Annotated in this window: 15 protein-coding genes; 8 read left to right on the top strand and 7 right to left on the bottom strand. The window is 71.3% G+C overall.

Annotated elements, in window-relative coordinates; genetic code table 11:
- Positions 1-126: 126 nt before the first annotated feature.
- Positions 127-1014: an alpha/beta fold hydrolase gene (locus ACWEK3_RS20060; protein WP_453250238.1), complete on the top strand. Its 888-nt coding sequence runs from the start codon at positions 127-129 to the stop codon at positions 1012-1014.
- On the opposite strand, the gene ACWEK3_RS20055 is transcribed toward ACWEK3_RS20060, so the two are convergent.
- A complete protein-coding gene (locus ACWEK3_RS20055; RefSeq protein ID WP_450543282.1) occupies positions 1011-1907 on the bottom strand; it encodes an NYN domain-containing protein in 897 nt (298 codons plus the stop codon). The two genes, ACWEK3_RS20060 and ACWEK3_RS20055, sit on opposite strands and share 4 nt — an antisense overlap.
- Positions 1908-2102: 195 nt before the next feature.
- Between ACWEK3_RS20055 and ACWEK3_RS20050 the strand changes: the two genes are divergently transcribed.
- Positions 2103-2255 (top strand): hypothetical protein, encoded by a 153-nt coding sequence (locus tag ACWEK3_RS20050; RefSeq protein ID WP_100568199.1) that lies wholly within the window; start codon positions 2103-2105, stop codon positions 2253-2255.
- 99 nt (positions 2256-2354) lie between these two features.
- Here the strand turns inward: ACWEK3_RS20050 and ACWEK3_RS20045 are convergent, their stop codons facing one another.
- The 3 genes from ACWEK3_RS20045 to ACWEK3_RS20035 form a co-directional block, all read right to left on the bottom strand.
- A complete protein-coding gene (locus ACWEK3_RS20045; protein ID WP_365424524.1) occupies positions 2355-2960 on the bottom strand; it encodes a MarC family protein in 606 nt (201 codons plus the stop codon).
- A 54-nt stretch (positions 2961-3014) separates the two neighbouring features.
- Positions 3015-3872: a PHP domain-containing protein gene (locus ACWEK3_RS20040; protein ID WP_453250237.1), complete on the bottom strand. Its 858-nt coding sequence runs from the start codon at positions 3870-3872 to the stop codon at positions 3015-3017.
- 166 nt (positions 3873-4038) lie between these two features.
- Positions 4039-4680: a DUF6758 family protein gene (locus ACWEK3_RS20035; RefSeq protein ID WP_225075451.1), complete on the bottom strand. Its 642-nt coding sequence runs from the start codon at positions 4678-4680 to the stop codon at positions 4039-4041.
- A gap of 149 nt (positions 4681-4829) precedes the next feature.
- Between ACWEK3_RS20035 and ACWEK3_RS20030 the strand changes: the two genes are divergently transcribed.
- Complete coding sequence (locus tag ACWEK3_RS20030) at positions 4830-6086, top strand: MFS transporter (RefSeq protein ID WP_450543278.1); 1257 nt, start codon at positions 4830-4832, stop codon at positions 6084-6086.
- A 30-nt stretch (positions 6087-6116) separates the two neighbouring features.
- Here ACWEK3_RS20030 and ACWEK3_RS20025 read toward each other — a convergent pair whose 3' ends face one another.
- A complete protein-coding gene (locus ACWEK3_RS20025) occupies positions 6117-6701 on the bottom strand; it encodes a suppressor of fused domain protein (RefSeq protein ID WP_453250236.1) in 585 nt (194 codons plus the stop codon).
- Between the two features lie 490 nt (positions 6702-7191).
- On the opposite strand from ACWEK3_RS20025, the gene ACWEK3_RS20020 reads away from it, so the two are divergent.
- Together ACWEK3_RS20020 and ACWEK3_RS20015 are read left to right on the top strand one after the other, a co-directional pair.
- Complete coding sequence (locus ACWEK3_RS20020) at positions 7192-8307, top strand: magnesium and cobalt transport protein CorA (protein WP_450543274.1); 1116 nt, start codon at positions 7192-7194, stop codon at positions 8305-8307.
- 22 nt (positions 8308-8329) lie between these two features.
- Entirely contained in the window at positions 8330-8842 is a 513-nt protein-coding gene (locus ACWEK3_RS20015; protein ID WP_390873909.1) for a hypothetical protein, read from the top strand.
- A gap of 33 nt (positions 8843-8875) precedes the next feature.
- Here ACWEK3_RS20015 and ACWEK3_RS20010 read toward each other — a convergent pair whose 3' ends face one another.
- Positions 8876-9622 carry a hypothetical protein gene (locus tag ACWEK3_RS20010; RefSeq protein WP_450543272.1) on the bottom strand — a complete coding sequence of 249 codons (747 nt, stop codon included), beginning with the start codon at positions 9620-9622 and terminating at the stop codon, positions 8876-8878.
- 219 nt (positions 9623-9841) lie between these two features.
- Between ACWEK3_RS20010 and ACWEK3_RS20005 the strand changes: the two genes are divergently transcribed.
- Genes ACWEK3_RS20005 through ACWEK3_RS19995 form a run of 3 tightly spaced genes read left to right on the top strand, consistent with a single transcriptional unit; the run spans position 9842 to position 12887 of the window.
- Entirely contained in the window at positions 9842-11125 is a 1284-nt protein-coding gene (locus ACWEK3_RS20005; RefSeq protein WP_361414356.1) for a magnesium transporter MgtE N-terminal domain-containing protein, read from the top strand.
- Complete coding sequence (locus tag ACWEK3_RS20000; protein ID WP_376545666.1) at positions 11115-11711, top strand: DUF1003 domain-containing protein; 597 nt, start codon at positions 11115-11117, stop codon at positions 11709-11711. The genes ACWEK3_RS20005 and ACWEK3_RS20000 overlap by 11 nt, the downstream gene beginning before the upstream one ends.
- Positions 11712-11753: 42 nt before the next feature.
- A complete protein-coding gene (locus tag ACWEK3_RS19995) occupies positions 11754-12887 on the top strand; it encodes an Mrp/NBP35 family ATP-binding protein (RefSeq protein ID WP_450543270.1) in 1134 nt (377 codons plus the stop codon).
- A 114-nt stretch (positions 12888-13001) separates the two neighbouring features.
- On the opposite strand, the gene ACWEK3_RS19990 is transcribed toward ACWEK3_RS19995, so the two are convergent.
- On the bottom strand, positions 13002-13673 hold the full coding sequence (locus tag ACWEK3_RS19990) for a hypothetical protein (RefSeq protein WP_390727597.1): 672 nt from the start codon (positions 13671-13673) through the stop codon (positions 13002-13004).
- Between the last annotated feature and the right edge of the window lie 31 nt (positions 13674-13704).

The raw sequence follows: 13704 nt of genomic DNA, 5'->3' as shown, positions 1-13704 counted from the left end.
CTCCGTGTGGGACCGGGCCGCCGGCGTACACGGCAGGACACGGCCGGTCCACCCCGACCGCCGACCGGTTCACCCGAACTGCCATCCCCACGCCCCCGAGGGCGCCGTGCCCGATAGCCTCGGCGCATGAGCAGGCCTCCTACGTTCGTCCCGCCGCCGGGGGCGCGCGCCTACCGGCTGCGCACCGCGCGCGGCGAGTTCGCCGTGGTCGACGCGCCCGTCGCGGCCGGTGCCGAGCCGCGGGGCACCGCGCTGCTGCTGCCGGGGTTCACCGGGAGCAAGGAGGACTTCAACCCGCTGCACGAGCCGCTCGCGGCGCGCGGGTACCGCACGGTGGCCGTGGACGGCCGCGGGCAGTTCGAGTCGGACGGGCCGGTGGACGACGACTCCGCGTACGCCCAGAGGGAACTCGCCCGGGACGTCCTCGCGCAGGCGGAGGCGCTCGGCACGCCGCTGCATCTGCTCGGGCACTCGCTGGGCGGGCAGATCGCACGCGCGGCCGTGCTCCTCGACCACTCCCCCTTCGCCTCGCTCACCCTGATGGCCTCCGGCCCGGCGCAGATCTCCGCCTCCCAGCAGCAGCGCGTGAAACTGCTGCGGGACGCGCTCGGCGTGATGTCGATGGCCGAGGTGTGGGAGGTCATCCAGGCGATGGAACCGCCCGAGGAGACCGACACCGGCGCCGGACTCGACGCGGGCCTCGACGACCGCGCGGACCTGCGCCGCCGCTGGCTGGGCCACAAACCCGCCCAACTGCTGGCGACCGGGCTCCAGTTGTGCACCGAGCCGGACCGCGTCGCCGAACTCGCCGCCCTGTCGCTGCCGTTCCACGTGCTCTCGGGCGCGCGGGACGACACCTGGCCGGTGCCCCTCCTGGACGACATGGCCCGGCGGCTGGGCGCCCGGCGCACGGTCGTCGAGGGGGCCGAGCACTCCCCCAACTGCGACCAGCCGCTCGCCACCGCCCACGCCCTCGCCGGCTTCTGGGACACGGAGGACCGGACGGCCGGCTAGAACTGCGTCTGAAGGTGCTCCCAGAAGCCGTCCCGCAGCGCGCGTCGCAGGTCCGCCTGGCCGCGCAGGGAGTACTGGAGGATGCCCTCGGCCTCGACCAGCAGGTCCTGGTCCACCGACCCCGGCAGATACGGATGCCCGGGGAGCAGTTCCGCCAGGGTTTCGCGGCCGCGCGCCGCGAGCCACTTGGCGGCGATCTGCGCGCCCACGAAGCGGACGTTCTCGCGGGTCGGGCGGGCCGTCTGAGCGGGGTCGTACGCGGGGGCGGTGCGCCGGGAGACGTACGGCTTGAAGAACTCGAGGTCGAGGGTGCGCTGGCTGTCGACCTCCCAGAGCAGCGGCTCGGCCTGGTTGCGGGCGTCGGGGGCCTCGATGCCCCACAGGTGCACCCGGGCGCCGTAGCCCTGGGCGGCCTCCACCGCCGACACCAGGTCCTCGTCGCCGCCGAGCAGCGCGGCGTCGCTGATGGCACGGTGGCGGGCCAGTGACTCCAGGTCCGTGCGTATGAGGGAGTCCACGCCCTTCTGCTGGTTGTTGGCGTTGAGGTTGCCCAGGCGGACCTTGACGTCCGGCAGTTCGGCGATCGACTGCTGCTCGGCTGTGTGGATGCGGCGCCGGGCGCCGTCGTACCAGTAGACGCGCAGCAGGCGGCTGTCGGCGAAGATGGTGCGGGCCCGGTCGATGAGCGCGTCGATCAGCCCCTCGGCGTCCAGGTCGAAGGCGCGGCGGTCCTCCGTCCCGGCCACCAGCCGCCCCGCCGCCGCGTAGAGGTACCCGGCGTCGACGAAGATCGCATGGGTCGAGGGCGTCTTCGCCACCTCGGCGAGCATGCGTTCCAGCAACTCGTTCGTGCGGTCGATGCGGGCGGACAGCCCCGCGAGGTCATCGTTCATCGCCTTCCATTGTCCCGGCGGTCACGCTGCGAACACAACCGGTCCCGGTCGGTCAATTGAAGCTGTCTTACCGGTCACTGATTAGACATTCGAAAAATTTCCTTAGCGTAGGGAATGTTTGCATCGTGCAGGTCGTTGAACCCGGGTGAAGCCAGTAGTTCTCCTCAGGAGGATGACCAGACGAAGGGAGAGGCAATGCGCTTCGAAATCATGCGACTCGACGAGGTCGACGGCACGCCCGTGGACTGCACCGTCGTGGACGCCGCCTCCGTCAACCGGATCGTTCAGCAGGCCGCCGCTGTCGGGCAGCGACTGTGGATCCGCCCGGCCGAGACCACGGCCTCGTGACAGAGGCCGAGACCCCGGCCTCATAACAGACGCGGACCACCGCAGAAGCTTCGAAGCCCCCGTACGGCTGCCGTACGGGGGCTTCGCGCATGTACGCGCTCAGGTGCCCTGGATCACCTGCGTGACCCCGTTGATGATCTGCTGCACCGCGATCGCGGAGAGCATCATGCCCGCCAGCCGTGTCACCAGGACCACACCGCCGTCCTTGATGACCCGGATGATCAGCAGCGAGTAGCGCATGACCAGCCACAGCACCACATGGATCGCGAGGATCGCCGACCACACCGAGACCTGGCCGGCCACGCTGTCGGCCTTCTCCACAGCGAGGATCACGGACACGATCGCGCCGGGACCGGCAAGGAGCGGCATGCCGAGCGGGACCAGCGCGACGTTGACGTCCTTGGTCTGCTTGGGTTCGTCGGTCTTGCCGGTGAGCAGGTCGAGCGCGATCAGCAGCAGGAGCAGCCCGCCGGCGATCATCAGCGCCGGGACGGACACGTGCAGGTAGCCCAGGATCTGGTTGCCGAGCACGCCGAAGACGGCGATGACCCCGCCGGCCACGCAGACGGCCTGGAAAGCCATCCGCTTCTGCGTCTTGGCCGGTCGTCCGGCGGTCAGCGCGAGGAAGATCGGGGTGATCCCGGGGGGATCCATGATGACGAAAAGGGTGAGGAACAGGGAACCGAAAACGGCAGCGTCGAACATCGGTGAGAGGCCTTGAGGAAGAGAGAGGTGACGTGAGGGCGGGGGAGGCGGGCCTCAGACCCCGCCGGTCCCCGGGACCGGGAAGGCGCCGGTGGCCCGCCGCGTGATCTCCCCGTACACGTCGGGATGCGTCGTGAACTCACCGAGCGGGACGGTCTTGCGGCTGCCGTGGTAGTCGCTGGAGCCGGTCGCGAGCAGACCCAGTTCGCCGGCCAGCCCGCGCAGCCGCGCACGGGCGTCGGGGTCGTGGTCCATGTGGTCGACCTCGAGACCGTCCAGCCCCGCCGCGGCCATCTCGGCGATACGGGGCTCCGGCACCGTACGGCCCCGCTTGGCCGCCGCCGGGTGGGCGAAGACACACACTCCGCCCGCGCCCTTGACCAGCCGGATCGCCTCGAAGGGGTCCGTCTCGTGCTTCTCGACCCAGGCGCGGCCGCCGTCGGCCAGCCAGTCCAGGGTGAAAGCGTCGCTCACGGTGGGTACGACGCCGAGCTCCACCAGCGCCGAGGCGACGTGCGGCCGCCCGACCGAGCCGTCGCCGGCGATCCGCGCGACCTGCTCCCAGGTGACCGGCACGCCCAGCGCGTTCAGCTTGGCGATCATGGCCTTGGCCCGCGGGACCCGGTCGTCGCGGACCAGCTCGCGCTCGGCGAGCAGCGCGGGCTCCGCGGGGTCGAAGAGGTAGGCCAGCAGGTGCATGCTGATGCCGTCGACACGGCAGGAGAGCTCGGCACCGGTGACGAGGGTGAGCCCCTCGGGGAGCGCGGTGATCGCCTCGGCGTACCCACGAGTGGTGTCGTGGTCGGTCAGCGCGACGACGTCCAGACCCGCCGCGGCGGCGTTGCGCACCAGCTCGGCAGGGGTGTCCGTGCCGTCGGACGCGTTGGAGTGGGTGTGCAGGTCGATGCGCACGACACGGACTCCAGGCTCTGACGGGACGGAAGGGGACACCTCAGGATAACGGGCGCCCAGGGGTGCCGTGTCACACCCGCGAGAGCTGTGCGCCCCCTACGACTCACGCACTCCTGCGGCTCACGCACCCCCGCGCTCACGCACTCCCTGCGGCTCCCGGCGGCCCCTACGGATGGAGAAGTCGCGGCGACAGCGCCCCGCACGGGACCAGTTCGAGTTCGGCGCCCGCGTCCCGCAGGTCGGCCAGTACCAGCTCGTCGTACATCAGCAGCCCGGACTGCTCGGGCCACACCACCGCCCACAGCCACAGCCCGAGCGCCTCGCCCGCGAAGACCGCACGGTCGTCCGGGGCGCCGGACACGTGCCACAGCGGGGTGGGGCGGCCGCCGGCCAGGACCTTGGCGTCGGGCGGCTTCTCCACGTCCAGGTAGGTGCCGGGGTCCGGACCGTCGATGCCGGCGTAGCGCGCGCCGAGGCCGACGCCGAGTTCCTCGGCGACCAGGATGAGTTCCCCCATGCCGCCGAGCGGACCGGGTCCGGAACAGGCCACGGCCGTGGCCCGGCCGCCGCTGCGGTCGTCCCCGGCATAGACCACGCCCGTGAACAGCCAGCCGACCGGCAGGGGCCACGGCATCCACACGGGCACCTGGGTGCGCCGCACCACGACACCGAGGGCCTCGACGCTGGGCGGGATCACGGGCTGCAGCGGATACACGGTCCCGTGCACGTCGCACTGCCAGGAATCGCTGAAGAGTCCGGGAGCCCTGACCCGGCCACCGCACTTCGGGCAACTGGGTTCGCCCCTCATAGGGCCCCACGGTCCTACCCCGGCAGCGCCACGTCAAGGACGATCACCCGTCCGGCCCGGGCACCCGGCCACGCTCAACTAGATGCATGTTGCATCAATTAGGGTAGCTAACTTATTATGTGTAAACAGCAACGATCGGAGGGAGCAGCATGCACAGCAGCACAGGAGGTCCCGCGGAGGGCGACGACCCGTTCGACGCGGGCGCGGGAAGCATCCTGCGACAGCCCAGGGCGGTCTGGGCGACGGCCGGCGCGTCCGTCGTCGCCTTCATGGGCATCGGGCTCGTCGACCCGATCCTGCCCTCCATCGCCAAGGGACTGAACGCCACCGCGAGCCAGGTCTCCCTGCTCTTCACCTCGTACTTCCTGATCACCGCCTTCGCGATGCTGGTGACGGGCTTCGTCTCCAGCCGCATCGGCGGCCGCAAGACCCTGCTGCTCGGCCTCGCCTTCGTGGTGGTCTTCGCCGGACTCGCCGGCACCTCGGGCTCCGTCGCCCAGCTCGTCGGCTTCCGGGCCGGCTGGGGCCTCGGCAACGCGCTCTTCGTCTCCACCGCCCTCGCGGTGATCGTCGGCGCGGCGGCGGGCGGCAGCGCGGCGGCGATCCTGCTCTACGAGTCGGCGCTCGGCCTCGGCATGGCCTGCGGCCCGCTGCTCGGCGCGCTGCTCGGCAACGCCAGCTGGCGCTATCCGTTCTTCGGCACCGCGTTCCTGATGGCCGTCGGCTTCCTGTGCATCACGGCGTTCCTGAAGGAGCAGCCGAAGCCGGCCCGCAAGACCTCCCTGCTGGACCCGGTCAAGGCGCTCGGCCACGGCGGCCTGGCCTCGGCTGCGGTCTCGGCGTTCTTCTACAACTACACGTTCTTCACCGTGCTGGCCTTCACGCCGTTCGTGCTGAACATGACCCCGTACAAGTCGGGTGCGGTGTTCTTCGCCTGGGGTGTGCTGCTCGCGCTGTTCTCGGTGGTGGTGGCGCCGCGCATGCAGGCGCGGTTCGGTTCGCTGAAGGTGCTCGGCGGCTCGCTGGTGCTGCTGGCCGCCGACGTGGTCGTCCTCGGCTACGGCGACCACACCACCGCCGTCGTCTGCACCATCCTGTCCGGCGCCTTCATCGGCGTGAACAACACCGTCTACACCGAGCTGGCCCTCGGAGTGTCGGAGGCCCCCCGTCCGGTGGCGAGCGCGGGCTACAACTTCGTGCGCTGGTTCGCGGCCGCGGCCGCGCCCTTCTTCGCGCCGAAGATCGCGGAGTGGACGGACATCCACGTGCCGTTCGTGGTCGCGGGAGCGACCGCGGTGGCGGGCGCGGTGGTGGTCGCCGTCCGACGGCGAGCCCTCGACCACGAGGCGGAGGAGCTCCAGCCGCGGCACGCCACCGAGGACAGCGTCACGGTCTTCGCCAACTGACGCCGACCGGCGGCCTGTTGGTGAGCTTGCTCACTCCAGCGGGACGGAACCGCGGGCGGGGTCCCGCAGGTCCGTCCCGTGGCTCAGCCAGCGCTCGCGCAGGGCCTGCGCGCCGTGCACCCGCTTCCAGGCGGCCTCGTTCGGGGTCATCGGCAGCAGCGGCAGGAACCGTACGGGGTCCAGCGGCTCGTCGAGTTCCAGGTCCTCCACCAGGCCGCCCGGCTCGGCCACCAGGACCGAGGTGAAGGACGCGCCGGGCCACAGCGGCTCGCCCACGTCGAGCGAGGCACCCGGCGCCACGACCACGCCCTCGACCTGCGGAGACGCTCCCAGCACGGCAAGCGGGCGGAGCACCTTGTCGGTGTCGGCGAGTCCGGCGCGGACGGAGAGGACCAGTTCCACGCGCGGCCCCTTGACCGGGTCGGCGAGCAGCGCGGTGGGGTCGGACATGGGCCGCGTGGACATGCCGAGGGTGGCGTACCGGACGATGTCCCCCTCGTGGAAGCGCAGCACCTCGAGCCGGTCCGTGCCGAGGAAGGTGACCGCGGCGCGGGCGTCCGGTTCACCCAGCGCGGAACACAACCGGGCCTCTACCAAAGGAAGAACATCAGCCATGCGGCGAGCATAGAACTCGTCAGCGGCAGGCAAAGCGGCACCTTGACACACCGGGCTGCTGATACTCTTGGCCGGTCGTCCGGGGCAGCGCGCAGCGGGATGCCCCCCAGGTGTTCAGCCCTGGGAGGTCTCGATCCGGCCCTGACGCCGAAGGGACTCCCTTACGAGGGACCGGCCGGAGGAGGTGGGGCTGTCATGGATCGAAGTCGACCGTGCAGTAGCACCCGCTCTTCCCGCCGCTGATGTCGTCGCTCTGACTCCGGTCGGCCGCCACCTCTCGCGTTCGTGCCCTCGCGCACGTCATACGGAAGAGCACTTCGTTTCGTTTGATCTGTCTGATCTGAACCAGTGACGAAGCTCGCCACCGCGACGGTGCGGTGCTCCCCGCTTTGTGGACGTGCCAAACATCCTTGAGGCCACCACGTCCTCATTCCGGGCAGTTCCAACCGCCGTCGGCGGCCCTCGTCGCTCACTGCGAAGGAGCCCCGCCATGTCGATGATCCGCGACCTGCGTTCCGTGGTCCGCCCCTCCCGCACGGCCGCGCGCCAGGACGACGGCGCGTACGACACCACGCGCGACCCGGCCACGCCCTCGGCCATCGTGGACTGCGCCGTCTACCGCGACGGCTCCCGTGTCCCGACCGACCGCCCGCTCACCCCGCAGGAGGCGATGCGCCAGGTGCGGCGCGACGGGGGCTTCGTGTGGATCGGCCTGCACGAGCCGAACGAGGCCGAGTTCGCCGGTATCGCCGGGGAGTTCGGGCTGCACCCGCTGGCCGTGGAGGACGCGGTCACGGCCCATCAGCGGCCCAAGCTGGAGCGCTACGACGACACGCTCTTCACGGTCTTCAAGACCATCCACTACGTGGACCACGACGAGCTGACCGCCAACAGCGAGATCGTGGAGACCGGCGAGGTGATGTGCTTCACCGGCCGGGACTTCTTCATCACCGTCCGGCACGGCGGGCAGGGCTCGCTGCGCGCGCTGCGGCACCGGCTGCAGGACGACCCCGAGCTGCTGGCCAAGGGCCCCTCCGCGGTGCTGCACGCCATCGCCGACCACGTCGTCGACGGGTACATGGCGGTCGCGGACGCGTTGCAGGAGGACGTCGACGAGGTCGAGACGGAGGTGTTCTCGCCGGGCCGGGGCGGCACCCCGCGCGGCACCGACGCCGGCCGGATCTACCAACTCAAGCGCGAGGTACTGGCGTTCAAGCGGGCGGTGTCGCCGCTGCTGCGGCCCATGCAGCTGCTGAGTGAGCGTCCGATGCGGCTGATCGACCCGGACATCCAGAAGTACTTCCGGGACGTGGCCGACCACGTGGCCCGTGTGCAGGAGCAGGTCATCGGCTTCGACGAGCTGCTCAACTCCATCCTCCAGGCCAACCTGGCGCAGGCGTCCGTCGCCCAGAACGAGGACATGCGGAAGATCACGGCCTGGGCCGCGATCATCGCCGTACCGACGATGGTCTGCGGGGTCTACGGCATGAACTTCAAGTACATGCCCGAGCTGCACCTGAAGTTCGGCTACCCGCTGATCGTGGCGGTCACCGCCGCGATCTGCCTGGGCATCCACCGCACGCTCAAGCGCAACGGCTGGCTGTGAGCGGGCTCGTTACTCTTCTGCCATGAACACCGAGCTGCTCGACCAGGCCCTCGTCGAGGAGGCCACGAAGAAGTCCGGCCTCATCTGGGTCAAGGGCCCCGGCGTCCCGGCGCGTGCCCTGTGGCACGTCTGGCACGAGGGCGCCGCGTGCGTGGTGGGCGACGGGCCCGGCGAGCAGCCGCTGCCCGGACTGGCCGACGGGGCCGCCGCCGAGGTGACGGTGCGCAGCAAGGACAAGGGCGGCCGCCTGGTCACCTGGGCCGCGCGGGTCGTGGAGGTCGCGCCGGACACCCCGCGGTGGCAGGAGGTCGTGGCCGAGCTGAAGGGGAAGCGGCTCAACGCGCCCGACGGCGAGGCCATGACGGCGCGCTGGGCCCGCGAGTGCCGGGTACTGCGCCTGGAGCCCACGGGGACGACCGCGCCGCTGCCGGAGGGCTCGCTGGCCGACGCACCGCTGCCGACCCCGGCGACGACCCGCCGGCCGGTCCCGGCCGGGCTGCCGAGGCTGCTGGTGAAGCGACGGCGCCGGAAGTAGCCTCCTCCAAAAAACCGGGGAGGGGCACGGAGGTCAGGACGTCGGCAACTGCTTGCCGTAGTCGACCGTCTCGTCCTTCGCCGGCTGGGCCACGGCGAAGTCCTTGCCCCAGTCCGAGAAACTCAGCGTCCCCGCGTCGCCCGCGCGCACCAGGCGCAGCGGATAGGGCGTGCCCTCCAGGGAGACGTCCAGGGTGCCGCCGGAACCCTTGCCGCCGGTGATGCGGATCGTGCGGACGCCCGCCTGCGCGTGGTGCCCGTCGGTCGCCAGCGCGCCGTGCAGTGTCAGCAGCCCGTCGAGGAGGACGTCCTTGTCCGTGAAGCCGCTGAACCGCTTGTACGCGGGGTCGCCCTGCGGCACCTTCACGTACTTGCCGTCCAGCTTGTCGGCGGCCCCGGTGGCCTTGCCGCTGCCGTCGACCTTCCCCCAGAACTCGGCGTCCGCCTTCAGGTACAGCTGTTCCCCGACCCGCAGCAGCCCGAAGGTCACCCCCTCCGAGGTGACCGAACCGGAGCCGCCGTCGTCCTTCAGACGCATGTCGAGCCGGTACGTACGGCCGTTGCTGACCACGTTCCCGGACAGGTGCACGGTATCCGCGGTGGCGGCCGCCGCCTTCGTCCTGGCCTGGATCTTGTCGGCCGGGAGTCTGCCCACCCCGTTGGTGCCCGCGTTCGGATCGTCCCCGGAACACCCCGTCAGACCCGCGCCCGCGACGACCAGAGCACACAGCGCGCTCGTCAGCGCGGCCCGGCGGGTACGGCCCTGGGGAATCACGGTCACAGGTGGAGCTGCCTTTCTGACGGGTGTCCTGAGCGGCGTACGGCAGCGTACCGGGGCCGAGGGCGCCCGGCGGACCCGGCTCGTCCGGACCCTCACCAGGGCGTATCCGAGGTGGACGGGCTAGCCTGAAGCGCACCTGAGCGGGCATTTGGGAAAAGAAACCCGGCACACACGACACGCAACACACGCACCACACAGCAGTGCAAAGGAGGCGCAGCCATGGCAGCGGGCGCCCCCCGGATCTTCGTATCGCATCTCTCCGGAGTCGCCGTCTTCGACCCGACGGGCGACCAGGTGGGCCGCGTCCGCGATCTGGTCGTCATGCTGCGCGTCGGGCGCCGGCCGCCCCGTCTGCTCGGGCTGGTCGTCGAACTCGCCACCCGGCGCCGCATCTTCCTGCCCATGACCCGGGTGACCGGCATCGAGTCGGGCCAGGTCATCACCACAGGCGTGCTCAACGTCCGGCGCTTCGAGCAGCGCCCCACCGAACGTCTCGTCTTCGGCGAACTGCTCGACCGGCGGGTGACGCTCGTGGAGACCGGCGAGGAGGTCACGGTCCTGGACATGTCGGTGCGGCAGCTGTCCGCGCGCCGGGACTGGGAGGTCGACCGTGTCTTCGTGCGCAAGGGCAGGAAGGGCGGCGCGTTCCGGCGCAACCGGGGAGAAGCCCTGACCGTGGAGTGGTCCGCGGTCACCGGCTTCTCGCTGGAGGAGCACGGGCAGGGCGCGGAGAGCCTGCTCGCCACCTTCGAGCAGCTGCGCCCCGCCGACCTGGCCAACGTGCTGCACCACCTGTCCTCCAAGCGGCGTGCCGAGGTCGCCGCCGCGCTGGACGACGACCGGCTCGCGGACGTCCTCGAAGAGCTCCCGGAGGACGACCAGATCGAGATCCTCGGCAAGCTGAAGGGCGAGCGCGCGGCCGACGTGCTGGAGGCGATGGACCCGGACGACGCCGCCGACCTGCTCGCCGAGCTGCCGCAGGAGGAGCAGGAGCGGCTGCTGGGGCTGATGGAGCCCGCCGACGCGGCCGACATGCGCCGGCTGATGTCGTACGAGGAGCACACCGCGGGCGGCCTGATGACGACCGAACCGATCGTGCTGCGCCCGGACGCGACCGTCGCCGACGCCCTGGCCCGCGTCCGCAACCGCGACCGCTCCCCCGCGCTGGCCGCCCAGGTCTACGTGTGCCGCCCGCCCGACGAGACCCCGACCGGGAAGTACCTGGGCACGGTGCACTTCCAGCGGCTGCTGCGCGACCCGCCCTACACCCTCGTCGGCTCGATCCTCGACGACGACCTGCAACCCCTCGCGCCCGACGCCACGCTGCCGGTCGTCGCCGGGTTCTTCGCGACCTACGACATGGTGGCGGCGCCCGTCGTCGACGAGTCCGGCTCGCTGCTCGGCGCGGTCACCGTGGACGACGTCCTGGACCACATGCTGCCGGACGACTGGCGGGAGACGGAGTACGACCTGGACGAGGGGGCGGCGACGCATGGCGGCTGAGCGAGAGGTCATCCGCGAGCGGCCGGTGGGGGCCACCGCCGCCGGGCGGCCGCGGGCCGGTCGGCTGGACCAGCCGCGCCCGCCCCGGCGCCGGCTGCTGCCGGAGTGGGACCCGGATGCCTTCGGGCGGCTGTCCGAGCGCATCGCGCGGTTCCTGGGCACCGGGCGGTTCATCGTCTGGATGACGGTGGTGATCATCGTCTGGGTGCTGTGGAACGTGGCCGCGCCCCGGCATCTGCGGTTCGACGAGTACCCGTTCATCTTCCTGACCCTGGCCCTGTCCCTTCAGGCCTCCTACGCCGCCCCGCTGATCCTGCTGGCGCAGAACCGGCAGGACGACCGGGACCGGGTCAACCTCGAACAGGACCGCAAGCAGAACGAGCGGTCGATCGCCGACACCGAGTACCTGACGCGCGAGATCGCCGCGCTGCGCATGGGCCTGGGCGAGGTGGCGACCCGCGACTGGATGCGCTCGGAGCTCCAGGACCTGGTCAAGGAGCTGGAGGAGCGGACCGTCGACGGTCACCGCCGGCACGGGGTATTCCCGGCGGATCACCCGCACGCACGTGACATGGACGACCGGTGACGGGGTCCCGGGGCCCGCACGGAGCGCCGTACCATCGTCCTTATGGCTACGGAAGACGCGGTGCGCGCAGCTCTGGCGACGGTTGACGATCCCGAGATCCACCGGCCCATCACCGAGCTCGGCATGGTCAAATCGGTCGAGATCGGCACGGACGGAGCGGTCGCGGTCACCGTCTACCTGACGGTCTCCGGCTGCCCGATGCGCGAGACGATCACCCAGCGGGTGACCGACGCCGTCTCCCGCGTCGAGGGCGTCACCCGGGTCGACGTCACGCTCGACGTGATGAGCGACGAGCAGCGCCGGGAGCTGACGACCGCGCTGCGCGGCGGCCAGGCCGAGCGCGAGGTCCCCTTCGCCAAGCCCGGCAGCCTCACCCGCGTCTACGCCGTCGCCTCCGGCAAGGGCGGCGTCGGCAAGTCCTCGGTGACGGTGAACCTGGCGGCGGCGCTGGCGGCCGACGGTCTGAAGGTGGGCGTGGTCGACGCCGACATCTACGGCCACAGCGTGCCGCGGATGCTGGGCGCGGACGGCCGACCGACCCAGGTCGAGAACATGATCATGCCGCCGTCGGCGAACGGCGTGAAGGTCATCTCCATCGGCATGTTCACCCCGGGCAACGCGCCGGTCGTCTGGCGCGGGCCGATGCTGCACCGCGCGCTCCAGCAGTTCCTGGCGGACGTGTACTGGGGCGACCTGGACGTCCTCCTGCTGGACCTGCCGCCCGGCACCGGCGACATCGCGATCTCCGTGGCCCAACTGGTGCCGAACGCCGAGATCCTGGTGGTGACGACGCCTCAGCAGGCGGCGGCCGAGGTGGCCGAGCGGGCGGGCTCCATCGCCGTGCAGACCCACCAGAAGATCGTCGGCGTGGTCGAGAACATGTCCGGCCTGCCCTGCCCGCACTGCGACGAGATGGTCGACGTCTTCGGCACGGGCGGCGGCCAGGCGGTCGCCGAGGGTCTGACCCGCACCACCGGTGCCACGGTCCCGGTACTCGGCTCCATCCCGATCGACGTCCGCCTGCGCGAAGGCGGCGACGAGGGCAAGCCGGTCGTCCTGACCGACCCGGACTCCCCCGCGGGCTCGGCCCTGCGGGCGATCGCCGACAAGCTCGCGGGCCGGCAGCGGGGCCTCGCGGGACTGTCGCTGGGGATCACCCCGAGGAACAAGTTCTAGGCCGTACGAGGGCCGTGGCGGCCCGTACCGCCCGTACGGCGACAGGGGCGCCGTCCCGCGTGGACGGCGCCCCTTCGTGCCGTGTCCGCCGTGTACGCCGAGTGCCGTGTGAGGTCAGGCGTACGCGTTGATGTCCTTGATCATGGCGAAGCCGAGCCCGTACGCGCTCATGCCCCTGCCGTACGCCCCCACGTGGACGCCCTGGGAGGTGGAACCGGCGAGCACCCAGCCGAACTCCGACTCCCGGTAGTAGAACGGCGTCGGGACGCCGTCCACGGGCAGGGAGAGCGTGGACCACTCCGGGCCGGACAGGTCGTCGGCCAGCTCCCACGCGGTCTCCGTCTGCTGCTCCAGCCAGTCGTCCCGCAGGGTGTGGTCCACCTGCCCGGGCCAGGTGAAGGACAGCAGGCCCACCGCGGCCAACCAGGCCGCCGAGGAGACCGAGGTGGCCTCCAGCTGGCCCGTGCCGTCGGCGAGGCGCCGTACGGGTTGGGCTGCGACGGTGACGACGACCGCGAACCTCTCCTTGGGCTCGTCCGGCGATCCGGACACGGACTCGTTGCGTACGGACGGCTCGTCGCCGTGCCCGGTCGAACCGTGTTCCACGGAACCGTCGGCCGAAGTGCCGACCTGCATCAGCCAGCGCGGCCCCGTGAAGGCCTCGTCGAGGCCGTACCAGGGAAAGGGCGCCAGCAGGTAACCGTCGGCCGTGCGCCGGGCGAAGGGTGACTGTTGTCCGCCCTCCGCGGCCGGCGCCTGCGCGCCTGCCCGACTTGTCGTCTCCATGTGCCCGGTGGCCTCCTCGCTCTCGTCGAAC

The sequence above is a fragment of the Streptomyces sp. NPDC004721 genome (assembly GCF_053601495.1).
The sequence above is the reverse complement of the archived record's forward strand: the minus strand, read 5'-3'. Positions and strand labels throughout refer to the sequence as shown.